The following is a 24,567-nucleotide window of genomic DNA, read 5'->3' as shown; positions in this document are numbered from 1 at the left end:
TCCTCATCAGTGTGGTTCAGCCAAACCACTGTTGAGACCTGAAAACCGGTTATGGCCACCAGCTGCGCAACTCGGGGGCTCCGCAGGCGGCCATAACCTCCCGAACCGAAGGATTCCCGACGTGCTATGGCACGGAGTTCACCAGTCGGGCGATCCTGAAATGGGCGAACGACAACGGCGTCGACTGGCACTACATCGCCCCGGGAAAACCCCAGCAGAATGGCTACATCGAGTCGTTCAACGGCAGCCTGCGTGACGAACTTTTGAACGAGGAGATGTTCGACAGCCTGGAGGACGCCCGCCGCAAGCTGGCCCTCTGGAGATACGACTACAACAACGTCAGGCCGCACTCGTCGCTGGGAAACCAGACCCCCGCAGAAGCGCGCCGGACGCTTGAGCAATTTGAGGGCTCCGCGCCCGGCGCGCTTGCCCAGTTCGAAACCCAGTAATATGAAAACCAGACCCGCAGACTCTCGTTATGAACGAGGGAACTCCGGGGGGCAGGTCAAAGCGAGCACTGAAACTCTGTGATCGTGACACGTTTAACGAGAATGTCGGCAGCGTCCTTGACGAGGTTCTGGTGGAAGCGCGCGCCGCCGCAGTTCAATATTCTGATGTTCGAGACGATCGGATGATCGCGCGGGGTCAGACGGAAATCGACATTGTCATTTGCATCCACAATGCCCTTGAGGATGTAAAAGCCTGCCTTGCGTCTGTTGACATGCATCTGGGCGAGCGACAGCGCGTTTTCCTGGTAGACGATGGTTCAGACGCGCCGACCGAAGCGTTCCTGAAGGAATTTTCCGCTGCCAGACCTCACTATTTTCTGCATCGGAACGAAGTCGCAATGGGCTACACGAAGGCAGCCAATCTCGGCGTCAACCTTACCGACGCCGAGGTTGTGATCCTGTTGAACAGCGACACGATCGTTCCGCGTGGTTGGGCCGAAAAGCTGGCAGATGCCCTGATCGAAACGCCCGGCGCAGGAATTGCAGGCCCCATGTCGAACGCAGCAAGCTACCAATCCTTGCCGAGCGTCCAGGGGACAGCACAGCAAACAGCTGTGAATACCCTCCCCGAGGGCTGGGATGTCGACAAGATGGATCGCTTCTGCGAAAAACACGCTTCGCTTCCGCTCCCGCTAGTGCCGCTTGTACACAGCTTCTGTTTCGCAATGACACGAGAAGTCTGGGATCAGGTTGGGCCGTTCGATGAGACCGCGTTCCCGAAAGGTTTTGGCGAGGAGAACGATTTCTGCTTCCGTGCTACCGATGCAGGTTTTGGTCTGGTGCTGGCCACCCACACGTTCGTTTTCCATGCGAAGACCAAGAGCTACGACGCCAATACTCGTCATGAACTCGTTGAGGTGGCTCAAGCCATCCTGTACGAACGGCATGGTTTGCAACGCTTCACAAATGCTGTTCGAGTTCTGGACCGCCAGCCTCAACTTCGCAAACTCCGCAGGGAAGCGCGGGCGTTGTTCCAGCATCCGTCTTGACTCAAGGAGCTTCCGGCAGCGCCGGGAAAACCGCTTGTGCGATATGGATAAAGTCTGACCCGTTGGAGTTCGCCATGTTATCGGCGTTCGGGCCGGTCGGTCGGCGGTGTGGGCCACGGAATCGTGCAGCCCTGGGAGGCCGCCGCCGCAGGCTCCATGCCGAGTTTCCAAGCCCTGCGCACCGCCAGATACGTCGCCGCTTGCTATCGCGACGATGGGTTGGTTGCCATTGCGATGCCGTGTCGAAAGGAAGATGCATTGCAAAAAAACCGATTGGGGCGCGCAAGCAGGTCGTCGAGCGGCCCGGGGCCTGTTCCCGTCTCGCGCCCTTTGCGTCGAATCCGCTTGCGCAAGGTCTCGGCCGTGCAGCCGATCGTCGGCGCGATCGCGCAGATCGCTCCCCACTACGAAGCGTGATCGACCTGATGTTCCAGAACCATGCGCACCGCTCGGGCACGCACCTCAATCGCAACTCGCTTGGGTGCCATCGTCATAGCGCCACCTTTTCAAGGTTGGGAGCCTCTGGAGATACCGCTACGGTTCAGCTTGACGGTCGTACCCCATTGGTGTTCAACCACAGACCACTCAACACCTCGAACTCACAGTTCACCGCCTTCAAATGGCCGGCACCTTGACATTCGCCCACAGGTACTGCCCATTCGCGCCAAACGAGGGCGAGCACCGCTCCGCCGCGCAACCGTGCGGCCCCCACGGGGAGCAGTTTGAATAGGCACGGATCGCCCACCCAACTCGGATAGCCCGGACAAATGGACACGAAAGCCCCAGAAATCGACAATTTTCAGATCGCAAAGCGTCTGATCCTCGAGTCCATTCCTTCGCGATGGAAGATGTACGTTCTGTCGATTGCGCTGATGATCGGTGTGGCCACCTTCACCTCGGCGCTGGCCTGGTCGACCAAGCTGATCGTCAACGAAGTCTTCGTCTCGGGTAGTTTCGGCAAGGCGTGGTCGGTGGCGGCGCTGGTGGTGGGCGTGTCGGCCGCACTCAGTCTTTGCGAATACGGCAACGCGGTGATCGGCAAGATGCTGAACCGCTCGATCTCTTCCCAATACCAGCGCGAGCTCTTCAACGCGCTCGTGGAAAAAGACATCTCGTTCTTCGATCGCCATCCTGCCGCGATGATGCAGCAGGTGTTCATGTCAGGACGCATGGCCGCGAGCGTTGTCGTCCGGCTTTGCAACAACATGCTCACCGACGCGCTGACCCTTGTCGGTCTCGTCGGAGTGATGGTGGTACAGGATCCGGTCATGTCGGTCACCGGAGTCGTCCTCTTCCCGCTGATCTTTTTGCTGATCACAACTTTGTCCAAGCGGATCAAGAAGATTGCACAATCCGAGGCAACGCTGATCGGGCTCGTTCATTCCGTCGGGGTCGAGACCTTCCAGGGGATCAAGACCGTCAAGAGCTACGAGCTTGAGGACCGCACCAAGTCCCGCTTCTCTGATGCCGTGCAGGCTCTTGAAGACCGGATCCTCAGCATCGCGCGGATCACCTCGGCGACGATGCCGTTCATGCAATTGCTGGGCGGGCTCGTACTTGGCCTCTATGTGCTCTATGCCAGCTGGCAGACGATCGCCCACGGCAAGACGCCGGGCGAGTTCACCGCCTTCATCTCGGCCTTCCTGCTGGCCTATCAGCCCGCCGAACGGCTCTCGAAGGGGCTGGTGGATATCCAGAACGCCATCGTTCTCTCGGACACCATGTTCAAGATCATCGAAATACCAGTGCGGCTCAAGTCAACCGGCACGACGACGTTGGAAGGAAAGTTGGCGAGTTTGGAGTTCGACAATGTCTCCTTCACCTATGGCGACCGAGTGCCCGCAGTCAGGGAGGTGAGCTTCCAGCTGGAAGCGGGCGACAATGTTGCCATTGTGGGCCGGTCGGGAGCCGGCAAGACGACGACGATCGACCTCATCCAGCGATTTTACGATCCCACCCATGGGGTCGTTCGGATCGGCGGCGTTGATCTCCGGGAACTCTCCAACGAGGCGCTGCGTAACGCCACGGCTCTGATCTCGCAGGAGGTTTTCCTTTTCGAGGGCACGATCCGCGCGAACATCCTGGACGGGCGCCGGGACGCGACGGAGGACGAGATCTGGGAGGTCGTTCGCGAGGCGCAGCTCGCTCAGGTAATTGCCGAGATGCCCCAGGGGCTCGACACGAAGATCGGGGCCAACGGTGTCGGGCTCTCGGGCGGGCAGAAACAGCGCGTGGGTATCGCACGGGCTCTGCTCAAGCGCTCGAAGATCGTCATCTTCGACGAGGCCACGTCCGCTCTCGACGGCGAGAGCGAGCGAGAGATCCTCTCGCGCGCGGTCAGTTCCAACCCTGACAAGACAATGATCTTTGTCTCCCATCGACCGGCGATCCTGCAATGGGTCGACAAGGTGATGTTGATGGAGGGCGGCCGTCTACTCGCCATGGACAGCCACGAGAACCTGATGGCGAATTTTCCGATCTATCGCAGTCTGTTCAATATCAGTGACGAAGAGGAGCAGAATGCGCCTGAAGAGAGCGAGACCATAGAGGAAGAGAGTGCCTGAACGTCGGTCATTTCTCCATTGACCAATCTCCGCATTTGCAACCGGGCTGCGAGCGGGCAAACGAGAGAGACGACCGTCCGCCCCTTCTACTGATGCTCTTTGGTCTTGAACGATCCTTTCGAATAATGCGCAAGGGCACCTGGCGTGGCCGAACCGCCGACGCCACATTTCCCGCGCGGCTTCGCTCCGATCCGCTCCGGACAGCCCCCGACAATGGTGCTTGGAGAAGCGCGTAAGCGGATCAAGGCAACCTGCACGCGCCAGGTCGGTCGGTCTAGCCGATGCCCGGTTTCAGGCTCCGCACCCAGTCCCAGGTCGCCGCAAGGCTCTCCTCTAGGTCGTGCTCAGCGCGCCAGCCGAAATCCCGCTCCGCGGCGCGGCTATCGAGTACCGAGACCGGCACGTCCGTCACGCTGGACGGTTTGAACACGCGCGGCACCGAGCGCCCGGCGATCCGCTCCATCGTCGCGATCAGATCGACCAGCGAGATGCCGACGCCGCGACCGGCATTGTAGACGCCCTCGCGGGTCGAGGTTCCGGCCCGGAGGCAGAAATCCGCAAGGTCGCGGACATCGACAAAATCGCGGACGACCGACCCGTCGCCCCATATCTCGATCGGTTCGCCATTGGCGATACGATTGAAAAAGGTGGCCACGACGCCCTGCACGCCGGTGTGGCTCTGGCGCGGTCCGAAGGGGTTGGAGGCCCGGACAATGACGGGCGAAAGGCCGCTTGTGCGGCGGAACATCTCGAGATTGTGCTCGATGGCAGCCTTTGTGATGCCATAGGACCCAATCGGCCGCAGCGGGTGCGTTTCCGGGATCGGTGTGGCGTCCGGGAGTCCGTAGACGGTAGCGCCCGAGGACAGGAACAGCAGCCGGCGGACATCGGCCTCCAGCATGACTTCGACGAGTTGCAGCGTGCCGATCAGGTTGTCTGCCACGTCGCGTTTCGGGTCGAGATTGGCTGTGCTCGGGAATGTCGTGGAGACAAAGTGGAAGACCGCGTCCATGCCCTCGACAGCCTCGGCCAGCGCCGCCCGGTCCGCGAAATCGCCGCGCCGGTAGTCTACTCCCGGCAACGGAAGGCGGAACTTTTCCTCGCTCCGGTCAAAGATGCGCAGCTGGTGGCCCTGCCTCATAAGCCGATCGACCACGTGCGAGCCGATGAAACCGCATCCCCCGAGTACAAGAATCTTCATCTTCCTGCCCTCCTCGAGCAGTTGCGGAGGCCGGTCATCGTGTGAGACCGCGGATGTTGGTCACGCCCGTGCGCAACCCGTCATGACCCGGCACGACGCCGAGCAGGCGTTCGAGCGCGTGCAGCAGCGACCCGTCATAGGGCAATGGTTCGGCCGGGTAGTCGTCCCAACTAAGTTCCAGCGACAGGAAGCGCTCGATCACGCCCGCGCGCGCCCAGAACATCGTTCCCATCGGATAGTTGATGTGCTCCGGCAAGTCGTGAATTCCCATCCGGGCAGCAATCTGCTCGGCATGGGCCCTGTTTTGCGACCACCCGAGCAGATTGGGGTCGTCGGGATAGACGATGCCGAGATCCGGCGCCGAGACCATGGCCGACACGATCCGGTCCAGCATCGCGCCGCCCTTCGGGCCGCCGAGGGTGTTCTCCATCAGGAACTCCACCCAGGTCTCGACGAATGCCCGATCCTTCAGGTCCCTGGACTGCTTCGTGTGCAGATGGCCGATGATATCGAACCCCGCGACCATCTCCTTGCCGAACTCGGTCAGGAACGGAGCGATGTCGCGCCCGCGGTTGGGCACGTCGCGCAGCGCGGCGACCGGTCCCGAATAGCTCTCGAGCGCCGCCCGGACCTCTTCCATCTGTCGCGCCGGGGCGCTGACGAAGAGGCTCGGCCGGGTCCGGTTGGCTTCAAGCCGCGCCAGGATGTCCCGGAACTCGTCGATGAAGTAGGCGTGGAGATGCAGTGCGACCCGCGCGGTCGCGAGCGCGGTATCGTCGATCGGGGCTGTCTCGTCGATCACCTGTGCCTGCCAGCGCCCCTGCGGCCGACCGGCTTCGAGGTATTCCACGAATGGATCCTCGGGCTTCCCCCAGCCCTTCTCCTCGGCATAAATCAGCTGGTTGAACCCCGGCGCCGGCTTCCGCAGCCTCGGCCCCGAGCGGTTGGACCGAAGGTAGGTCCGCATGATCTCGTCGGGGTCGGTAACCTTGCTTCTGAGCGGAGTGTAGAAATCCAGCCGGAAGACCCCGGAAGACCGGAGTCGCTCGAAGTCGGCGGCGAGCAGATCCGCCTTGGGGCCGCCGGTTTCGGCGATCTCCTCCAGCTGGCGTGTATAGGCAGCGAAATCGAACGTCTCGCGGGCACGGGCCGTTCCCGCCTCCGCGACCGCGGCGAGATGCGCCGGGTCTTTCGCCAGCGCCCGGATCTTGTCCGCCATCTCGGCGGTGTCGATGTAGCGCGCAACGCAGGCCTCGCCGAGGCCAGCCTCTTCCAGGAAATCGGCTATCCCGGTCGTGCGGTCGAAACAGACCACCGGCTTGCCGGCAAGCAACATGTCGATGGCCACATTGGGCAGCGGATCGAGGCGGGAGGACAGCAACAGCAGGTCGGCCAGCGCGTATGCGTGATCGATCTCGCTCGTCGCCCTGATGATCTGAACCTGGGACTGAACGCCGGCGCGCTCGATCTGGTCTGCCAGGTAGACCGAGTGGCGGACGTCATTTTCCGGGTCGTATCCCTGGCCGATCCAGACGAAGCGGAAACGTCCGCCATCGGGGCCTGAAACGACGCGGTTGGCGGTCTCGATGAAGAGATCAAGCCCCTTGCGCGGTTCGATCTTGCCTGCTCCCAGAACCAGGAAGTCACGGTCCTCGTTGCCGCCCGGTCGGAGCACGCTGTCGAGCCAGAGACGCTCCTCCGCGTCGGCTTCCCGGTCTTCGAGTCCGGTGGCGCATTTCCCCTGCGGCAGGACATGCAGATTGACCGGCCGTTCGCTCCCGGTCCGGGCAAGCGCGTTTTCGAGCGTGATCCGGGTCGAGAACACGACCTGGTCAGCCTCCGAGAAAATGTCGCGAAACACCGATTTCGGTCGAATGTAGGCCGCGAACTCGTGCAAGAGCGCCACGCTGCGAACGCCGGCCGATTTCAGGCCGGCCAGAACATGATGAGAGCCAACCCCGTTCACGAACGCCACGGAGATATCGTGGCGCCGACAGGCTTCCATGATCTTCTGCGTGATCAGATCCGGCGGCATTTTCCGTCGGTCGAGTTCGAGGAACATCGCGCTTGCGTCGACGAAGTCCGGGATCAGTTCGCCGCCGCCAAGGCTCACTGAAACAACGTTGTGGCGCGTCGACAGTTCCCGCACGAGGTTCAGCGCGAGGATCGGCGCGCCTGTGCGCGACGCCTCGTGGCTGACCACCATCACGGTCGTGGGGAACGTCCATTCGTTCTGCCGCTGTGAGGGAGCCTCCTGCCGGCGCCGGTCGTCCGGACCGGCCCCGGCCAAGGTGACGGCGCCCTCCGGCTCCAGATCGCGGATGGACCGGTTTGGATCCCGTTTCAGCGCAGATTTGAGGAACTTTCCCCGTCGCCGCTCGGAAAACAGCCCGTTTCGGCCGGCCAGATAGAACAGAATTCTGCTCGCGAGCTTGTGCCGGACGGACGCCCACGGCGCATTGCGTTCCGCCGCGAGTTCGCGGCGCAAGCCGTTCATCTCCTCGACCTGGGCGTCGATCGCGTCCCGCCAGGTCCCGCTCTCGTTGACGCGCGCGCGCAGCCGAACCTGAAGATCGCGAAGATCCGCCACCTCAGCCTCGAGGTCGGCCAGCCGCTGGTCCTGCCCGGCGAGCGCACGTTCGGACCGCATGCGTCCGTCGAGGGCGGCGAAGACCGCCGCGATCATTTCGCTGTCCCGTGGATCGGACGCCACATCGACGAGATCGCGCAGCCCCTCCGTGCTCTCCCCGCCCCAGAAGACCACGCCAAGCCCGCGTCCGTGCCGGAACTCCAGCGACGGGTGCCGCTCCCGGATCTCCGGCCAGTCGCGGTGGACTCCGATATCCCGGTCCCGAAACTCGGTGTCGTGAAGAAGCACCACGGCCGAGGAGGTGAGCTTCGGACACCAGCTCTCGAAAACCTGCTTCAATTCCTCGCCGAACCTCAGGCGGCCGATCTCGAGAAGGTCGACGCTCCCGTCCTCGACCTCGTCGAGCGCCTCACCACACGTCATCCGCAACAGCCGGCTGAATCCGGCATATTGCCGGTTCTCCGCCGCAATGGCCTCGAAGACGCTGTCATCCGGGACGCCGCCACGCTCCTCTCCGGTCCAGCTGTCGACAGCCAGACACTCGGTCGACAGGCGGGCCTCCTGCACAGCCTGGCACATGGCGAAATAGCTATAGCCGGAACCGGCTCCCAACCCGACGATGCGTCGCGGTGTCATCTTCCGCACCAGCCACATCGCAAACGGGCCGTGATCGAGCCCGGTCGATTTGGGAACGAAGTTGGGGAAGGTGACTTCAGTATCCAGGAACAACAAGGAGCCAGCCCTTCCTACGTCGACGTCCCGGCGGGACAACTGGGCAAAATTCCCCGGTGATCCCCCGGAGCTTGCGCGACCCGGCCTCCGGCGCGACATCGGACGGCGGAAGGCACATGTGCCGTGCGCAATCGGCCGATCGTCTCTGCATCCCGCATTCGGGCCGTTGTTAGTTGTGGTGGCGTGGCCGGTCAATCCGTTTGTCCGGGCGGACATTGGAGGCGTCGGTGTCGCTTTCCCGAGGGCGAAGCGTCCGGAACTCGTGCGAAGCCATTTCCGGCAGAACACACTCCGCGCCGGTTCGCCAATTCACCGCCGGGGCGGGCCTTCCCTCTTGCCGCGACGCGGCAGAGTTGTAGAGTCCCGCGGCGCTGCCAGCGTCGGGCGAAGCACCCGGCATGGGACGACGCAGGGAAAGGAATGCGCATGTCCGTTGAAAGCATCGACAATTACGAGACCGGCGTGCGCTCCTGCTGTTTTGCCGGTCTGCCGATCCGAAAGGCGGCCGAGCGGATCGTCGAACTCGATGTCAACGCGCTTGCGGTGGTCGATCTGGACGGAAGGGTCGAGGGCATCGTCACCGATCACGACATCATCCGCAGCCTCGTCGGCGGCACATTCGACAGCGCGACAGTCCGCGACTGCATGTCGAGCCCGGCGGTGAGCTGCGAGGCAGACACTCCGCTCTCGGAGGCGCTGCGCCTGATGACGAAGCATCGCATCCGCCATCTGGTCATGCTGCGCGACGGCGCGTTCCTGCGCGTCTTCAGCCAGCGCGACCTTCTCGAACGCATCCATGCCGACGATGCGCTGGAGGCCGGCGTGCTGCGCGATCTCGCCCTGCTCCGCATGAGCCCTGCGGACTAAGGCCGGGCGGCGGGTCGCGAGATGGAGATGCGCCCGGTCGCCAATGCCGTCGCCTGGCTCGCCGCCGTCATGGGCCTGCTGATGCTGGTCTGCGGCGCGGTCGACCACGCGACGGGCGGCCAGCCCGCCAGCGTCTTCGTCCTGTCCGGCACCATCGTCCTGTTCTGCGCTTTCAGCACCATCCTCGCCACCGCCGACACCACGATCCGCTTCTTCGACCGACGGCAGGCCTTCCTCCTGACATCGCTGGTCTGGGCCTTCCTGCCAGCCGTCGGCGCCCTGCCCTTCATCCTCGGTGCGCCGCATGCGACGCTGGTCAACGCCTATTTTGAGGCGATGTCGGGCATGACGACCACCGGCTCGACCGTCTTTCCCGATCTCGATGCGCTGCCCCGGGGCGTGCTGCTGTGGCGCGGCCTGCTGCAGTGGCTGGGCGGGCTCGGGATCGTCATCGTCGCGATGATCTTCCTGCCGGCGATGCGCGTCGGCGGCATGCAATTCTTCCTCACCGAGGGGTTCGACACGCTGGGCAAGATCCTGCCGCGCGCGCTGGACATCGCCCGGGGGTTGCTCTCGGTCTATTTCCTGCTCACCGCCGCCTGCGTGATCGCCTATGTCGAGTTCGGCATGACGCCCTTCGAGGCGCTGGTCCACGCGATGACCACGATCTCCACCGGCGGTTTCTCGACCACCGATGCCTCGTTCGCCGCTTTCGAGGGGCCGCTGGAATATGTCTCTGCGCTCTTCATGTTCCTGGCGAGCCTGCCGCTGGTGCGCTTCGTCCAACTCATGGGCGGCCGGGTCAGGCCGATCTTCTCGGACGTCCAGGTCCGTGCCTATCTCCAGCTGATCCTGCTCTCGACCGGCGCGGTGACGGCGCAGCGCTGGCTCACCGGACAGGGCGATTTCAGCGAGATCCTGCGCGAGAGCGTCTTCAACGTCGTCACGCTGTTTTCCGGAACCGGCTATGCCAGTGAGGACATCACCACCTGGGGCAGCTTCACGCTGACGGTAGTCTTTGCCATGGCGCTGGTCGGCGGCTGCACGGGCTCGACCGCCTGCTCGGTGAAGATCTTCCGCTGGCTGGTGCTTTGGAAAAGCGTCAGGTCGATGATCGTGCGGCTGCACACACCCGACCGGGTGGCCGAGCCGCGGCTCGCCGGCCGGCCACTGGAACGCGACGTGATCGATTCCGTCATCGCCTTCTTCACCCTCTTCATCCTCACGCTCGGCCTCGCTTCCGCGGGCCTGGCGCTGACCGGACTGACCTTCGAGACATCCGTCACCGCTGCCTGGACATCGGTCGCCAATGTCGGACCGGCCTATGGCGCCGGGCTCAGCCCCTCTGGCTCGATGGAGAGCTTCCCGGACTCGGCCAAGTGGATCATGATCTTCTGCATGCTCGCGGGTCGGCTGGAGATCCTCTCTCTTTACGTCCTCTTCACGCGGCGCTTCTGGACAGGGTGACGCTCCCGGACGGGACGCCGCCGCGAACCGGCGCGTCAATCTGCAGCAGATTCGCCGTTTACCGCTCCAATTCGCCCATTTTGCGCTGATAATGGCGACATTTTGCCCCAAAAGACCTGTCTCAGGCGCATTTCAGGGTTGCGGCATTCATCGTGGCCTCCCCGGCCCCGCTCGCCTATCAATCCCATGTGGGGAGACCCGCAGACCCTGAGGATGAAACGATGATCGACATTCCGGGAACCGGTTCCGACGCCGAGGACGCGCGGCTGCGCGCGGTCCGCTATTTCTCCGACATCTGCGCACTGCGGGCGCCTGCGGATGGCAAGGCGGCCCAACTCGCCCTGTTGCGCACGCTCGAGGCAAAGTCGGACGCGGAGCTCGAGGCGCTCGGCCTCTTGCGGGAGGATATCGTCGATCACGTCTTCCGGGACGCGCATTTCGTGTGAGCCCCGGAGGGAGCCGGCTCCGGGCGATCATGCCCGATCAGCCACCCGAGCGCTCCCGCACCCATCTCGGTTGCCGCGACAGCGGCGTTGTGTCCGGGTTGTGCGAATAACCTTCATGTGGTGTTTTCGCGCGCGATCCGGAGCGCAAACCGAGTGAACCAGGCACCCGCCTCTGCATGGGTGTCGCGACGGAATGGAAAGTAAGGTACGCTTTGATCCACGAAAGCCAGAGTGTCGCCGCAAGGCTCCATCCGTTTCGATGCACCGCCACGGTGCGTTTCGAGGTTCGGCAACCGGCCCATTCGGTGCGCGGCAACAACCGGGGATCCGCCGGCCATCTGCCCTTCTGTCACGTCCAGGGCGCGGCCAGTTCGATCCACCTTTCGACAAGAACGTGGAGTTCCGTGCCGGTCCGGCGGCGCGGGGCGTTGGCGGGCCATCCCGCCCTTTCGTCAATAACCCGATCCCCGGCACGGGGTGCGGCCACAGGAGACCAGTTCTAGCATGACAATAGACAAGAAACTCTCGGACGAACTGGACAGGCGGCGCGCGCACGCGCTCGCCGGCGGAGGCCAGAAGAAGGCGGATGACCGGCACGCCAAGGGGCGGCTCACCGCGCGGGAGCGGCTCGAGGCGCTCTATTCCAAGGGCACCTTCCAGGAATTCGGCCTGCACGCCAAGCACCGGACCCGCCATTTCGGCATGGCGGACAAGGATATCCCCACCGACGGCGTGATCACCGGCTGCGGTTTCGTCGACGGCCGTCCCGTCGCCTCCTTCAGCCAGGACTTCACCGTGGTCGGCGGCTCACTCGGCGAGATCCACTCGAAGAAAATCTGCCACGCGCTCGACCACGCGGTAAAGGCCGGCATCCCGATCATCGGCTTCAACGATTCGGGCGGCGCGCGCATCCAGGAAGGCGTGGGCTCGCTCTCGGGCTACGGCCAGGTCTTCTATCGCAACGTGCAGCTCTCCGGCGTCGTGCCGCAGATCTCGGTCATCGCGGGCCCCTGTGCCGGTGGCGCGGCCTATTCGCCGGCACTGACCGACTTTCTCATCATGACCCGCGAGAACGCGCAGATGTTCATCTGCGGCCCCGAAGTGATCCGCGCGGTCACCGGCCAGGTGACGACGATGGAGGAGATCGGCTCCGCCCAGGCGCATGCCTCGGTGTCCGGCAACATCCACTTCATCGCCGAGGACGACGCACACGCCATCGCCATCGTGCACCGGCTGCTTTCCTTCCTGCCCTCCAACAACATGATGGACCCGCCGCACCGGATCGAGGCGGACCTGTCGATCGTCGACGACCCGGCGCTCGACGAGCTGGTGCCCGCGGATCCCAAGACGCCCTTCGATGTCCGCGAGGTCATCAAGCGCCTCGCCGATGATGGCGACTTCATGGAGGTCATGGAGCTCTTCGCGCAGAATATCGTCATCGGCTTCGGCCGGATCGGCGGCATCGTCGTGGGCTTCGTCGCCAACCAGCCGATCGTCAAGGCGGGCACGCTGGATATCGACGCTTCCGACAAGGCGGCGCGCTTCGTCCGCTTCTGCAACGTCTACAACATCCCGCTGGTCACGCTGGTCGACGTTCCGGGCTTCCTGCCCGGCGTCAACGAGGAGCGGCGCGGCATCATCCGCCACGGCGCCAAGATGCTCTTTGCCTATGCCTCCGCCACCGTTCCGAAGATCACCGTCATCATGCGCAAGGCCTATGGCGGCGCCTTCCTCGCCATGTGCTCGGAAGACATGGGCGCCGACCGGGTGATCGCCTGGCCGACGGCGGAGATCGCGGTGATGGGCGCCGACGGTGCGGTCAACATCCTCTACCGCAAGGAGCTTGCCGAATCCGAGGACAAGGCCGCCAAGGCCAAGGAACTCGCTGCGGAATACCGCGCCGAATTCGCCACGCCCTATCTCTCGGCGGGCGAGCTCATGGTGCACGACATCATCCACCCGCGCGAGACGCGCTCGGCCATCGCGCTGAGCCTGCGCGGACTGATGTCGAAGCGCGAGACGCGGCCGCCGAAGAAACACGGCAACATCCCGCTCTGAGGTGAAGGATTTCGCACATGCTTGAGAATCTGGAACTGATCGGCACGGGTTTTGCGGTGGTGATGTCGGTTCTCGCGTTGATCTGGGGCTCCTGCTCCGTCGTCGCGGCCTTCTTCACCCGCGCTAAAAAAGCGCCCGATCAGCCTGCCGGAGTGAAGGCTGCGCCGGCGCGCGCCGCCGTCGCCTCGCGCGCCGGAGTGCCGCCGCATCACCTCGCCGCAATCGCGGCCGCGGCGGCCGAGATCTATGGCCCCGGCTACGTGGTTACCCGCGTCGCCGCGCCATCCCACAAGGTGACCGAGTGGCCCCTGGAGGGCCGCAAGGACACGTTCGCCGGCCGCCGCATCCGTAAAGACTGGGGCCCCACCCGACCGACCCTCGGTGGTGAAACCCCCAATATCCTGAGAGGACAGAACCAATGAAACGCCTGAGGATTACCGTTCAGGGCATCGCCTACGACGTGACCGTGGAAGATCTCGACGCCAAGGCCGGTGCGCCGGCGGCCCCGGCTCCCGCAGCCGCAGCCGCAGCGCCTGTAGCGGCAGCGCCTGCCGCCCCGGCACCCGCCGCAGCGCCCGCCCCGGCAGCCCCGGCTGCGGCTCCTGCGGCCGCGGGCGATGGCTCTGTTGCCAGCCCGCTCGCGGGCACCGTGGTCAGCGTCGAGGTGTCGGTCGGCCAGAAGGTCTCGGCCGGTGACACGCTGCTGGTGCTCGAGGCGATGAAGATGAACACCAATATCGGCGCGCCGCAGGATGGCACCGTCACCGCCGTGACCGTCGCTGCCGGCGCAACCGTGACCGAGGGTCAGGTCCTCGTCACCCTCTCCTAAGGAGGCATTCCTCCGATGGAATCCGCTGCAACAGAAACATCCAGACTCGTAGAACTCTGGAATTTGACCGCCATCCCGGATGTCACCCTCAAGATGGTGATCATGTGGGCGGTCATTGCCCTGCTCTTCTACCTCGCCGTCTGGAAGAAATACGAGCCGCTTCTGCTCATCCCGATCGCGTTCGGTGCTCTGCTGGCAAACCTGCCCACCGAGGGCATGATCAACCTGCCGGTCTTCGAGAACGGCGAGCAGACGCATCCAGGCGGGCTGTACTACTACATCTCGCTCGGGGTCGAATACGAGATCTTCCCGCCGCTGATCTTCCTCGGCGTCGGAGCTCTGACCGATTTCGGCCCGCTGATCGCCAACCCGCGCACACTGCTCCTGGGGGCAGCCGCCCAGTTCGGGGTCTTCGCGACCTTCCTCGGCGCGACCGCCATCGGCTTCAGCGCGCAGGAGGCAGGCGCAATCGGCATCATCGGCGGCGCCGACGGTCCGACCTCGATCTTCCTCGCCAACAAGCTCGCGCCGCATCTGCTCGCGCCGATCGCCGTGGCCGCCTACAGCTACATGGCCCTTGTGCCGATGCTGCAGCCGCCGGTGATGCGCGCGCTGACCACGGAGGCCGAGCGGAAGATCCGCATGAAGTCCCTGCGTCAGGTGTCTCGCCTCGAGAAGCTCATCTTCGCCGGCATGGTCACAATCGTCGTCATCCTGCTGGTTCCGGCCGCCTCGGCGCTGATCGGCATGCTGATGCTCGGCAACTTCCTGCGTGAGAGCCTGGTGACCGAACGCCTCGTGAAGGCCGCACAGAACGAGCTGATCAACGTGGTGACGATCTTCCTCGGCACCTCGGTCGGCATCACCATGACGGGTGAGCGGTTCCTCGACTTTGACACGCTCAAGATCCTCGGGCTCGGCGTCGTTGCTTTCGGCATCGCTACTGCCTGCGGCGTCCTGATGGCCAAGGCGATGAACCTGGTCTCGAAGAACAAGATCAACCCGCTGATCGGCTCTGCCGGCGTCTCGGCCGTTCCGATGGCCGCACGCGTCAGCCAGGTCGAAGGCCAGCGCGCCGATCCGGGCAACTTCCTGCTGATGCACGCGATGGGCCCGAACGTGGCCGGCGTGATCGGCACCGCGGTTGTCGCGGGCTACTTCATCGCCGCCTACGGCTGAGCCCGGTCTCAATCGGATGACCACTCCCCCGCCCGGGAAACCGGGCGGGGGTTTTCGTTTGTCGGGGCAAGAGCACAAGCCCTTAGAGCCGTGCCGAACGCGGGAAGAGAGCCGGCCGAGCGCCGGACCGTGGGGCGGCGCTGCAACGTTCGACCCTTGCGCTTGATGCCAGCCAGGACCGGAGAAGATTGGCGTGGTGCGCGCGGATGCCTTGGCGCCGGCCCGCCGGGTCGGCCCGGCGCTCGCCCGGCGCCTTTGGCTTGTTCGGGGCGGGTCAGCGCTACGTTTCGAAGTCTCTGCTCTCGGCGAACCACCCCAGGCGGCCGCCGCTCAGAAATACCGCAGCCAGATATACACGTTCGCGATCACCAGCGTCAGCAACATGATCGGGAAGGAGTATTTGAGGAAGGCGACGAAGCCGATCGGCTGGTGCGCCTTCTCGGCAAAGGCGGCCACCGTCAGGTTGGCCGATGCGCCAAGCAGCGTGCCGTTGCCGCCGAGACAGGCGCCGAGCGCCAGAGACCACCAGAGCGGCTCGATCTGGTCGGCGCCGAACGTATGGGCGGTGGACTCTATCAGCGGGATCATCGTCGCCACGAAGGGGATGTTGTCGAGGATCGCCGAGAGGATGCCGGAGGCCCAGAAGATCAGGAAGGCGGTCCACATCAGGTCGCCTTGGGTCAGCTCGAGCACGCCCTGCGCGAACATTTCCAGGAGCCCGACATGCTCCACCCCGGCGACGACGACGAAGAGCCCGCCGAAGAAGAAGATCGTCACCCATTCGACTTCGCCGAAGACGTGATGCAGCGTGTCCGACTGGGTGTCGGGTTTCTGGTGGCCATAGGCCAGCAGCATCAGCAACGCCGCCCCGGCGAGTGCCGAGGTTCCCGGCTGGATGCCGAAGCCGTGGCCGAGCGTGAAGCCGGTCAGCACCAGCGCGAGCACGACGAGCGATTTCACCAGAAGCCGCCGGTCCTGGATTGCGCCGCCGGCGTCGAAACGCATGATCCGCTCGCTCGCGGATTTCGGGATCTTCCGGAGCTCCCTACGGTTCAGCAGATAGATGATCGTCGTCACCACCACGAGGCAGACCGCCGCCACTGGGGCGAGGTTCACAGCGAAATCGTTGAAGCTCAGCCCGGCGGCCGAACCGATGATGATGTTGGGCGGGTCACCGATCAACGTCGCCGTGCCGCCGACATTGGAGGCGAGGATCTCGGCGAGGAAGAATGGGAAAACTCGGGTTTCCAGCGCCTCGGTGATGAGCAATGTGATCGGAGCGATAAGCAGAACAGTCGTCACGTTGTCGAGAAGCGCCGAGAACACCGCAGTGACCAGTGTGAGCATGATCAGGATACCGACCGGCTCCGCCTTTACCGCCTTGGCCGCCTTGATCGCCACGTACTGGAAGAGTCCCGACCGGCTGGTGATGGCGACGATCACCATCATCCCGATCAGCAGCGCCAGCGTGTTGGCATCGACGCCCTCCACCGCCTGATCCTGATTGATGATCCCGAAGAGGACCATCAGCGCCGCGCCGAGCATGGCAAGAACGGCGCGGTTCACCTTCTCGGTGATCAGTGCGGCATAGACGAGAACCAGGATGCCTGTAGCAACCCAGAGCGGGTCGATTCCGAGGAGGTCCGGGACAGACAGGCCGGCCGCGTGCGAGGCGTCGTTCATCGTGGCTGTCTCATTCACCTTGGTCGTCCTCCGCCAAGTCCGGGTCGGGCAGAACGTGATCGAGCAGCGAGTTTGCGCTCACCGTCCCGACGAAGCGATCTGTCGCCGGATCGACCAGGATCACGTGCCGCTTGTATTGATGGATCAGGAAGATCCCCTCCATCACCGGCGTATCCGGCGAGGTCACGGGGATGTTCTTCGGATCGGAGAGGTTGTCGCCGACCTTCTCGTTCCGGAGCTGCATGAGCCTCTGGTGGAAATCCTCCTCCGAAAGGCTCATGAATCCAAGGCTCGAGAGCGGCACCCGCGTGTTCGAGAGCCCGATCAACGCCGCCTTGGGCAGGATCAGCTTGAGAAGCGTCGGCGCGGTGAACACGCCGAGATACCTGCCCTGGTGATCGACCACCGGCAGGAAGCGGGCATGGCTGCGCTTTATGATGTTGAAGGCCTTGGCGACGCTTTCTTCCGGGTGGATCGTGTTCTGGACCTCGGGCGAGACCATCACGTCAAAACAAGTCAATCCCATGTCGGACCTCGACTATTGCACAGGGGAACCGCCGACGGCCGCTGTTGCAACGCTTGATTCCACGTTCTGCCCGGCGACACCACCTTCGAGCGTGCATAGCCGCATTCGCTTTGCCGCCGCAACGACCCTTGTCGTCGCGGTGACGCTGGCAAGCCGCGGCCACAGTGCCTATCTTCGTGGGACAGGAGCGCCGCGATGACAGTCACATTTCCCTTCGACAATTCCTATGCCCGCCTGCCGGAGCGGTTCTACATCCGCCAGGGTCCGGTGCCTGTGCGCGCGCCCGAGCTCCTGCTGCTGAACCTCACGCTCGCGGAGGAACTGGGGCTCGATGCCGACGCGCTCCGGAGCCCCGAAGGGACCGCCATCCTCGCCGGCAACGCGCTCCCGGAGGGTGCCGAACCGCTGGCACAGGCCTATGCCGGGCACCAGTTCGGCGGCTTCTCGCCCGTGCTGGGCGACGGCCGCGCCCTGCTCCTGGGGGAGGTGATCGACCGGAGCGGCCGTCGCCGCGACATCCAGCTCAAGGGCTCGGGCCTGACCGGTTTCTCCCGTCCCGGCTCGGACGGACGCGCGCCGCTCGGAGCGGTCATCCGCGAGTTCATCGTCTCCGAGGCAATGCACGCGCTCGCCATCCCGACCACCCGGTCGCTGGCCGCGGTGGCCACGGGCGAGCATGTCCGCCGCGAAGCGCTGCTGCCCGGCGGCGTGCTGACCCGCGTTGCCGCGAGCCATATCCGTGTCGGAACTTTCCAGTTCTTCGCCGCCCGAGGCGATGTCGCGGCTCTCGAAGCTCTTCGTGACCACGTCATCGCGCGCCATTTCCCCGAGGCGGACGGCGCCATCGGCCTGCTCGAGGCGGTCATCGCCAGCCAGGCACGGCTCGTCGCCGCCTGGATGGGCGTGGGCTTCATCCACGGCGTGATGAACACCGACAACACCGCGATCTCCGGCGAGACCATCGATTTCGGCCCTTGCGCCTTCATGGATGCGTTTCACCCCGGCACGGTCTACTCCTCGATCGACCATGGCGGACGCTATGCCTATATGCGCCAGCCCGAAATCCTTGCCTGGAACCTCGCGCAGCTCGCCACCGCCCTGCTGCCGTTGGTCGCCGAGACAGAAGAGGAGGCGCTGGAGACGGCGCAGGCGGCGATGCAGCGCTACCCCGACCTGGTCCGCGCCGCCTGGGCCGATGTCTTCACCCGTAAGATCGGGCTGACGACGCGCGAGGACGATGATGTTGCTCTCGTCGCCGACCTCTTGGAACGCATGGCCGCGCAGGAGGCCGATTTCACCAACAGCTTCCGGGCGCTCAAAGATGGCGCATCCCGGGATCAGTTCCTGGAACCGGAGGCATTCGATCAATGGGAGGCGCGCTGGCGCGCCCGCCTTGCCCGCGAGCCCGGCCTCGAAGCGCTTCCGGAGCGGCTCGCATCAGCGAACCCGGCGGTGATCCCGCGCAATCATCGCGTCGAACAGGCGATCGAGGCGGCCATCGAGGGCGATCTCGCGCCGGCGAGCCGCCTCATCACTGCCCTCGCCCGCCCGTTCGACGATCTCGCGCCCGACATGGCCAATCTTGCGCGCCCGCCACGCACAGAAGAGCGGGTTCTGCAAACCTTCTGCGGCACCTGATCCTGCGCCCTGCTACAGCGGCAGCCGTGCAACGCTCCGCTGATTGTTACCAGAAGGTCGGTCCAAACCGTTTCCACCCGATTTGCTCCCGCGCTAGCCTCGCGCGCAGAAAAGGACGGAAACAACAATGTCCGAAAGAGCAATGGTTACGGTTCGTCCCGTCGAGGCAGGGGACGAAGCGGAGTGGCGCCGGCTATCGACCGGCTATCTCGACTTCTACGAGAGTTCCGTCGCCGAGACGGTCCATGAAGACGCCTGCGCCGCGGTCCAATGGACGCCCCGGCATTACCGCGTCGAGTCCCGCCGGCTCCGCGACCGGATCACCGCGCTCACGACTTTTGTCGCGTTCCGGCGGGTGCTCTCGTGAGGCTGCGTGCGGTAGGCCTGACCGCGCTGGCGTTGGTGCTCGCGGCCTGTGCGCCGATGCCTTCGGCCGATGTTGCCGAGCGGCGGGCGAGTTTCGCCGAGCCGCTGCCGCCGATGCAGAACTTCCGCGCCGTCCGCGCCACCCCGAGCGTCCGGACCAACCGCCAGCTCGCCGGCGACTTCCTTGCCCTCACTTTCGAACTTGAGAGCGGCCGCGAGGTCCCCCGCTTCACTCGTTTCGAGGGCGAGATCCCGATCGAACTGCGCGGCGCCGCCGCACCGAGCGTGCGCCGCGATCTCGACCGGCTCATCGGCCGGCTCCAGCGTGAGGCAAATGTGCCGGTCCGCGCCGCAAGACCAGGCGAGACCGCGAAGATCGTGGTCGAGGTGCTGCCGCGCCGCACCTTGCAACGCGCCGTGCCCCAGGCCGCCTGTTTCGTTGTCCCGAGGGTGCGCGGCTGGGACGAATTCCGCGCCGCCCGCCGCACCGACACAGTTGACTGGACCACGCTCGAGAGCCGCGAGGTCGCGTCGGTCTTCCTTCCGGGCGATGTCAGCCCGCAAGAGGCCCGCGACTGCCTGCACGAGGAGATCGCACAGGCGCTCGGGCCGCTGAACGACCTCTACCGCCTGCCGGATTCGGTCTTCAACGACGACAATTTCCACACCGTGCTGACCGGGTTCGACATGCTGATGCTGCGCGTGACATATGATCCGGCACTCGCCAACGGCATGGGCCAACCGCAGGTGGCGGCCATATTGCCGTCGATCCTCGACCGCCTCAACCCGGCTGGCGCGCGCAAAGGTCCGCCGCCGAGCCCGCCGACACCACATATCTGGAGCGAGGCGATCGAGGACGCGCTCGGACCACGCGGCGCGCCAGCCTATCGCCGCGCCCAGGCGGCCCGAGCCGTCGATCTCGCTCGCGAGGCCGGCTGGCACGACACGCGGATGGCCTTCTCGCTTTACGCCTACGGGCGGCTGACGCTCGCCGACCAGCCGGAGAAGGCGTTGACCGCCTTCCTCGAATCCTACGAAATCTACCGCTCTCTCCCCGACGCCCAGATCCAGGCCGCCCATGTCGCCATGCAGATCGCAGCCTTCACGCTCAGCGCCGGGCAGGCGCAGGCAACGCTCGAGCTGATCGACGAAAGCCTTCCTGCCGTGCGCGCCGCCGAAAACGCCGCTCTGCTCTCGACCTTGCTGATGATGCGCGCCGAGGCGCTTGATCTGCTCGGCCGGGTGGCGGAGGCGCGCGGTCTGCGCCAGGAGGCGCTCGGCTGGGCGCGCTACGGGTTCGGTTCCGACAGGCTGGTGCGCGAACGCGCCGCCGAGATCGCCGCCCTTGCCCCCGCTCCGCCCCGCTTGTAAGCCGCGGGGAAGGACGAGCGGGAGACAGGGATGATTGTCATTCTGGCAGCAATCGCAGGCGCGATCTGGGGCGGCATGCTGGCGCGGAAGCGCGGCGGGAAGCCTGCGGATATCGCGCAATACGCCGGCGGCTACGCCATAGCCCTCGCATTGGCAGGGTTGTTCGTGACGATCTTCCTCGAACGGATGGTTTGACGGGACAGGGGCGCATCCGAGGATGCGCCCGGTGAGTCACTTCTGGCGCCCGGGAGACCGGCCGTCCTGATCGCTGCCATCCGAGGACTTCCCTTTACCGCGGCTCGGGTTGCTCGAATCAAACCCGTCATCGTCGTTGCCGTGGCCGTTGTTGCCCTTCGTTTCGTTGCCGGCACCATTGCCGTCATCGCCGGGATCGTCCGTGCCAGTGCCATCATCGTCGCCGGGTTCGTCCGCTCCAGCGCCACCATCATCGCCGGGGACGTCCGTGCCAGTGCCGCCGTCGTCGCCGGGAGTGTCGTCGGCAACCCCACCATCGTCGAAACTGCTTCCGCCGCCAGTATCATTGTCGTCGCCCGTATCATCGGATCCGCCACCTGGACCGTCATCGGTGTCGCCGGTCGAGAAGCCTGCCGCAGTCGGGGCTCCGCCGGGTCCGGCTTCCCTGCCGCTACTGCCGCCACGATCCCCGGAGCCCCCCGGCGCGCGCGCCCGTATCGAGGCCGTGGGCACGTCAGCAAGGGCCATCGCCAACCCCGGGCAGGCGCCCTGGTAGCCGTCCAGCAGGCGGACGAAGTCCGTACGCCGCTGCACATATTCCACCATGCCGCGGGTCAGCGCTGTGCAGCCGCACAGGGCATTTTCCTGGCCGGTGGAAATCGCGGATCGCGCGATGCCGACCGTGCAAACATCCGGCACCTGCTGCGCGCGTGCCGGGCTCGAAACACCGGTGGAGAGAACCACCAGCGCGCCGGCGAGCGGATAAATTGCTCTCTTAAGAATCATTTTTGCTCTCCTGTTCTGAATGCGCGGACTTCCCGGCAGCCCCTTGAAGCGCCCTCGCGCCCCGCAACGTCGGGAGACCGAACTGGTCACCCGGCGCGGCTGGAAGGCACGTGGAACGCCGTCTTTGCCTCGAAACCGTCGTGGAAATACGGGCCGACGATTCCTCGACTGACGCCGAAAATTGCGCACGGGCCTCTTAGCCCCATCCAGATAACTTTATGACATTTTTTGGGAAAAAACAAGGAACCCAGACAGAAACAGCCCTCATTTTGACCCATTCCGGCCCCATTTTAACCAATTGTCAGGATAGTTTCGGCGAGATCGCAAGTATCGTTTCCCGGACGGACGAAACGGGCACCGCGCAGCACATGGCGCCTGATCGTGGCGGTTTTCTGCCGAATCCGTTCCGGCGGCTTGGGCCGAGAGGGCCAGAGCGGTTAGAAGCACTGAACGAGCCGCTTCAAGACGGCCAGAGGACGATACGGAACGACGGGAGAAGACGGATGCGACAGGGAGACCGTTTCGCGACAGGAGAGCCGCGCGCCGAACGCTGCCGTCCGCGCGTGCGGGGTGCGATCGCGGTCGGTGTTGCGCTGGTATGGCTTGCCACCGCCGGAGCGGCCACGGCCGGGTCCTTCCTGCCAAGCCAGGGACCGGTCGCCGCGCCGCGCGGCGCAGTGGGTCTGTGCGCGACCTATCGCTGGGCTTGCGCCGGCCCGACCCGGACGAGCGCCCCGGAGCTTGCCGATCTCGGCGCGCTGAGCCGCCGGATCAACCGGTCCACACATGAAATCGCGGACGAGGTCCAGTACCGGAAACCGGATGTCTGGACGCTTCCCACCGCCCGCGGCGGCGATTGCGAGGATCTCGCGCTTCTCAAGAAACGCGAGTTGGTGGCTCTTGGCTACGATCCGTCCCGGCTGCTGCTGACGACGGTTCTCGATCGCTCGGGCCAATCCCATGCCGTCCTGGTCGTGCGGACCGATACCGGGGATTTCGTGCTGGACAACCTCCGGGACGCGATCCGCCCCTGGAACCGGACCGGCTACACCTTCCTGCGGATGCAGGATCCGGACGCGCCGCACCGCTGGCTGCGCCTGAACGTCCGTGGATAGCACAGGCTTCGCCCCGGCCGGTATGGCCATCCCGCGACGTTGGCCCGGTCCAACTCCGAAACTTGAGAACACCACCCCCTGCGGAGGCTCTACCATTTGCCGACCGTCAGGCAGGTCACTTCCGCGACACCTGCCCGGTGCCGTCGCCCTGTCTCGATACAGAAATCCGCGCCCTCCCGCAGGGCCGACGCGTCGCGGTCGCGCCCCGGGTGTTGACCTCGGCGGGACACCGCGGGAGGCTGGGGCACCACCACACGGAGTCCCGATGTTCCTGCCCTTCTTCGAAAACCTTCGCAGCGGCGGCGTTCCGGTGAGCCTGCGCGAATATCTCGCCTTCCTCGAAGGCATGTCGGCAGGACTCGTCACCTACGACATCGAGGGCTTCTACTACCTCGCGCGGGCCGCGATGGTGAAGGACGAGCGCCATCTCGACCGGTTCGATCGCGCCTTTGCAGCAAGTTTCGAGGGGCTGGAAACCCTCCCGACCGAGGCGGTGCTCGAAGCGCTCGCCCTGCCCGCCGACTGGCTGCGCGCACAGGCGGAGAAGATCCTCACCCCCGAGGAAATGGCCGAGATCGAGGCGCTCGGCGGTTTCGATGCGCTGATGGAGACCCTCCGCAAGCGACTCGCCCAGCAGGAGGGACGCCACGAGGGCGGCAGCAAGTGGATCGGCACCGCCGGCACCTCGCCCTTCGGCGCCAACGGCTACAATCCCGAAGGCGTGCGCATCGGGCAGAACGAGAGCCGCCACCGGCGCGCCGTGAAGGTCTGGGACCGGCGCGAGTTCCGCAATTTCGACGACGGCGTCGAGCTTGGAACCCGCAATATCAAGGTGGCGCTCAAACGGCTGCGCCAATGGGCGCGGCGCGGCGCGCATGACGAGCTCGATCTCGACGGGACGATCCGGGCGACCGCCGATCACGGCTATCTCGACGTCAAGATGCGCCCCGAGCGCCACAACGCCGTCAAGGTGGTGATGTTCCTCGATGTCGGCGGATCGATGGACCCGTTCATCAAGGTGGTCGAGGAGCTCTTCTCGGCCGCCCGCGCCGAGTTCAAGCATCTCGAATACTGCTACTTCCACAACTGCCTCTACGAGGGTGTCTGGCGCGACAATGTCCGCCGCTGGGACGCGCAGATACCGACATGGGAAGTGCTCAACACCTACGGGCCGGACTATAAATGCATCTTCGTCGGCGATGCCTCGATGAGCCCCTACGAGCTGCTCCATCGGGGCGGGGCGAACGAGCACTGGAACGACGAGGCGGGCCAGACCTGGCTCACCCGCGCCCGCACGCAATGGCCCGACAGCCTCTGGATCAACCCGGTGCCTGAGCGGCACTGGCAGTACACGCCGACGATCGGCATGGTGCGGGAGCTCTTCGAGGGGCGGATGGTGCCGATGACACTGGAGGGGATCGATCGCGGGATGCGGCTGCTAACCTAAGCAGACTTT

Annotated in this window: 20 protein-coding genes and 2 pseudogenes; 16 read left to right on the top strand and 6 right to left on the bottom strand. The window is 64.9% G+C overall.

Features of this window, described 5'->3' with window-relative positions:
• Positions 1 to 125 precede the first annotated feature (125 nt).
• A pseudogene (locus EU800_RS10030) lies at positions 126 to 449 on the top strand (integrase core domain-containing protein); the annotation flags it as partial.
• A gap of 131 nt (positions 450 to 580) precedes the next feature.
• Positions 581 to 1,498, top strand: a complete 918-nt coding sequence (locus EU800_RS10025) for a glycosyltransferase family 2 protein (RefSeq protein ID WP_165354617.1) — start codon at positions 581 to 583, stop codon at positions 1,496 to 1,498.
• 302 nt (positions 1,499 to 1,800) lie between these two features.
• On the opposite strand, the pseudogene EU800_RS29025 reads toward EU800_RS10025, so the two are convergent.
• Positions 1,801 to 1,986: pseudogene (locus EU800_RS29025) on the bottom strand (IS3 family transposase); the annotation flags it as partial.
• A gap of 279 nt (positions 1,987 to 2,265) precedes the next feature.
• On the opposite strand from EU800_RS29025, the gene EU800_RS10020 reads away from it, so the two are divergent.
• Entirely contained in the window at positions 2,266 to 4,062 is a 1,797-nt protein-coding gene (locus EU800_RS10020) for an ABC transporter ATP-binding protein (RefSeq protein ID WP_129631279.1), read from the top strand.
• A gap of 274 nt (positions 4,063 to 4,336) precedes the next feature.
• On the opposite strand, the gene EU800_RS10015 is transcribed toward EU800_RS10020, so the two are convergent.
• On the bottom strand, positions 4,337 to 5,263 hold the full coding sequence (locus EU800_RS10015) for an NAD-dependent epimerase/dehydratase family protein (RefSeq protein WP_129631277.1): 927 nt from the start codon (positions 5,261 to 5,263) through the stop codon (positions 4,337 to 4,339).
• Between the two features lie 34 nt (positions 5,264 to 5,297).
• On the bottom strand, positions 5,298 to 8,582 hold the full coding sequence (locus tag EU800_RS10010) for a rhamnan synthesis F family protein (RefSeq protein ID WP_165354616.1): 3,285 nt from the start codon (positions 8,580 to 8,582) through the stop codon (positions 5,298 to 5,300).
• Between the two features lie 429 nt (positions 8,583 to 9,011).
• On the opposite strand from EU800_RS10010, the gene EU800_RS10005 reads away from it, so the two are divergent.
• The 7 genes from EU800_RS10005 (at position 9,012) to EU800_RS09975 (ending at position 15,431) form a co-directional block, all read left to right on the top strand.
• Positions 9,012 to 9,452, top strand: a complete 441-nt coding sequence (locus tag EU800_RS10005) for a cyclic nucleotide-binding/CBS domain-containing protein (RefSeq protein WP_165354615.1) — start codon at positions 9,012 to 9,014, stop codon at positions 9,450 to 9,452.
• 27 nt (positions 9,453 to 9,479) lie between these two features.
• Positions 9,480 to 10,919: a TrkH family potassium uptake protein gene (locus EU800_RS10000; protein WP_242500459.1), complete on the top strand. Its 1,440-nt coding sequence runs from the start codon at positions 9,480 to 9,482 to the stop codon at positions 10,917 to 10,919.
• A 221-nt stretch (positions 10,920 to 11,140) separates the two neighbouring features.
• Positions 11,141 to 11,365, top strand: a complete 225-nt coding sequence (locus EU800_RS09995) for a hypothetical protein (RefSeq protein WP_129631270.1) — start codon at positions 11,141 to 11,143, stop codon at positions 11,363 to 11,365.
• A gap of 504 nt (positions 11,366 to 11,869) precedes the next feature.
• Positions 11,870 to 13,423 carry an acyl-CoA carboxylase subunit beta gene (locus EU800_RS09990; protein WP_129631268.1) on the top strand — a complete coding sequence of 518 codons (1,554 nt, stop codon included), beginning with the start codon at positions 11,870 to 11,872 and terminating at the stop codon, positions 13,421 to 13,423.
• 17 nt (positions 13,424 to 13,440) lie between these two features.
• The gene (locus tag EU800_RS09985) at positions 13,441 to 13,845 is read left to right on the top strand and encodes an OadG family transporter subunit (protein ID WP_129631266.1); all 405 of its coding nucleotides are present in this window, start codon (positions 13,441 to 13,443) and stop codon (positions 13,843 to 13,845) included.
• On the top strand, positions 13,842 to 14,252 hold the full coding sequence (locus tag EU800_RS09980) for a biotin/lipoyl-containing protein (RefSeq protein WP_129631264.1): 411 nt from the start codon (positions 13,842 to 13,844) through the stop codon (positions 14,250 to 14,252). The genes EU800_RS09985 and EU800_RS09980 overlap by 4 nt, the downstream gene beginning before the upstream one ends.
• Positions 14,253 to 14,315: 63 nt before the next feature.
• On the top strand, positions 14,316 to 15,431 hold the full coding sequence (locus EU800_RS09975) for a sodium ion-translocating decarboxylase subunit beta (RefSeq protein ID WP_207209880.1): 1,116 nt from the start codon (positions 14,316 to 14,318) through the stop codon (positions 15,429 to 15,431).
• A 330-nt stretch (positions 15,432 to 15,761) separates the two neighbouring features.
• On the opposite strand, the gene EU800_RS09970 is transcribed toward EU800_RS09975, so the two are convergent.
• Positions 15,762 to 17,132 carry an SLC13 family permease gene (locus tag EU800_RS09970; protein WP_207209879.1) on the bottom strand — a complete coding sequence of 457 codons (1,371 nt, stop codon included), beginning with the start codon at positions 17,130 to 17,132 and terminating at the stop codon, positions 15,762 to 15,764.
• Positions 17,125 to 17,640, bottom strand: coding sequence for an HPP family protein (locus EU800_RS09965; protein ID WP_129631259.1), 516 nt, complete (start codon positions 17,638 to 17,640; stop codon positions 17,125 to 17,127). Before EU800_RS09965 ends, EU800_RS09970 begins: the two co-directional genes overlap by 8 nt.
• A gap of 195 nt (positions 17,641 to 17,835) precedes the next feature.
• Between EU800_RS09965 and EU800_RS09960 the strand changes: the two genes are divergently transcribed.
• The 4 genes from EU800_RS09960 to EU800_RS26770 all read left to right on the top strand — a co-directional run bounded on the left by EU800_RS09960 (position 17,836) and on the right by EU800_RS26770 (position 21,210).
• Positions 17,836 to 19,278, top strand: a complete 1,443-nt coding sequence (locus tag EU800_RS09960; protein ID WP_129631256.1) for a YdiU family protein — start codon at positions 17,836 to 17,838, stop codon at positions 19,276 to 19,278.
• Between the two features lie 127 nt (positions 19,279 to 19,405).
• A complete protein-coding gene (locus tag EU800_RS26775; RefSeq protein WP_165354614.1) occupies positions 19,406 to 19,645 on the top strand; it encodes a hypothetical protein in 240 nt (79 codons plus the stop codon).
• Between the two features lie 56 nt (positions 19,646 to 19,701).
• The gene (locus tag EU800_RS09955) at positions 19,702 to 21,015 is read left to right on the top strand and encodes a DUF2927 domain-containing protein (RefSeq protein WP_242500461.1); all 1,314 of its coding nucleotides are present in this window, start codon (positions 19,702 to 19,704) and stop codon (positions 21,013 to 21,015) included.
• A 30-nt stretch (positions 21,016 to 21,045) separates the two neighbouring features.
• Positions 21,046 to 21,210 (top strand): hypothetical protein, encoded by a 165-nt coding sequence (locus EU800_RS26770; protein ID WP_165354613.1) that lies wholly within the window; start codon positions 21,046 to 21,048, stop codon positions 21,208 to 21,210.
• A 36-nt stretch (positions 21,211 to 21,246) separates the two neighbouring features.
• On the opposite strand, the gene EU800_RS09950 is transcribed toward EU800_RS26770, so the two are convergent.
• Entirely contained in the window at positions 21,247 to 21,996 is a 750-nt protein-coding gene (locus EU800_RS09950) for a hypothetical protein (RefSeq protein ID WP_129631250.1), read from the bottom strand.
• 503 nt (positions 21,997 to 22,499) lie between these two features.
• Here EU800_RS09950 and EU800_RS09945 point away from each other — a divergent pair.
• Both EU800_RS09945 and EU800_RS09940 read left to right on the top strand, forming a co-directional pair.
• The gene (locus tag EU800_RS09945; RefSeq protein ID WP_129631248.1) at positions 22,500 to 23,111 is read left to right on the top strand and encodes a transglutaminase-like cysteine peptidase; all 612 of its coding nucleotides are present in this window, start codon (positions 22,500 to 22,502) and stop codon (positions 23,109 to 23,111) included.
• A gap of 265 nt (positions 23,112 to 23,376) precedes the next feature.
• Positions 23,377 to 24,558: a VWA domain-containing protein gene (locus EU800_RS09940; protein ID WP_129631245.1), complete on the top strand. Its 1,182-nt coding sequence runs from the start codon at positions 23,377 to 23,379 to the stop codon at positions 24,556 to 24,558.
• Positions 24,559 to 24,567: the final 9 nt, after the last annotated feature.

The sequence above is a fragment of the Tropicimonas sp. IMCC6043 genome, from assembly GCF_004146235.1.
In the GTDB taxonomy this organism is placed as follows: Bacteria; Pseudomonadota; Alphaproteobacteria; order Rhodobacterales; family Rhodobacteraceae; genus Tropicimonas.
Note: the sequence above shows the minus strand (reverse complement) of the source record. Positions and strands in the feature narration are given on the sequence as shown.

Bases quoted from the DNA above. Each gene is read 5' to 3' on its own strand.
- EU800_RS09965 (WP_129631259.1), bottom strand. From the start codon at position 17,640: ATGGGATTGACTTGTTTTGACGTGATGGTCTCGCCCGAGGTCCAGAAC.
- EU800_RS09995 (WP_129631270.1), top strand. From the start codon at position 11,141: ATGATCGACATTCCGGGAACCGGTTCCGACGCCGAGGACGCGCGGCTG.
- EU800_RS10015 (WP_129631277.1), bottom strand. From the start codon at position 5,263: ATGAAGATTCTTGTACTCGGGGGATGCGGTTTCATCGGCTCGCACGTG.
- EU800_RS26770 (WP_165354613.1), top strand. From the start codon at position 21,046: ATGATTGTCATTCTGGCAGCAATCGCAGGCGCGATCTGGGGCGGCATG.
- EU800_RS09980 (WP_129631264.1), top strand. From the start codon at position 13,842: ATGAAACGCCTGAGGATTACCGTTCAGGGCATCGCCTACGACGTGACC.
- EU800_RS09940 (WP_129631245.1), top strand. From the start codon at position 23,377: ATGTTCCTGCCCTTCTTCGAAAACCTTCGCAGCGGCGGCGTTCCGGTG.
- EU800_RS09945 (WP_129631248.1), top strand. From the start codon at position 22,500: ATGCGACAGGGAGACCGTTTCGCGACAGGAGAGCCGCGCGCCGAACGC.
- EU800_RS09985 (WP_129631266.1), top strand. From the start codon at position 13,441: ATGCTTGAGAATCTGGAACTGATCGGCACGGGTTTTGCGGTGGTGATG.
- EU800_RS10005 (WP_165354615.1), top strand. From the start codon at position 9,012: ATGTCCGTTGAAAGCATCGACAATTACGAGACCGGCGTGCGCTCCTGC.
- EU800_RS09960 (WP_129631256.1), top strand. From the start codon at position 17,836: ATGACAGTCACATTTCCCTTCGACAATTCCTATGCCCGCCTGCCGGAG.
- EU800_RS26775 (WP_165354614.1), top strand. From the start codon at position 19,406: ATGTCCGAAAGAGCAATGGTTACGGTTCGTCCCGTCGAGGCAGGGGAC.
- EU800_RS10020 (WP_129631279.1), top strand. From the start codon at position 2,266: ATGGACACGAAAGCCCCAGAAATCGACAATTTTCAGATCGCAAAGCGT.
- EU800_RS09950 (WP_129631250.1), bottom strand. From the start codon at position 21,996: ATGATTCTTAAGAGAGCAATTTATCCGCTCGCCGGCGCGCTGGTGGTT.
- EU800_RS09990 (WP_129631268.1), top strand. From the start codon at position 11,870: ATGACAATAGACAAGAAACTCTCGGACGAACTGGACAGGCGGCGCGCG.
- EU800_RS10000 (WP_242500459.1), top strand. From the start codon at position 9,480: ATGCGCCCGGTCGCCAATGCCGTCGCCTGGCTCGCCGCCGTCATGGGC.
- EU800_RS09955 (WP_242500461.1), top strand. From the start codon at position 19,702: ATGCCTTCGGCCGATGTTGCCGAGCGGCGGGCGAGTTTCGCCGAGCCG.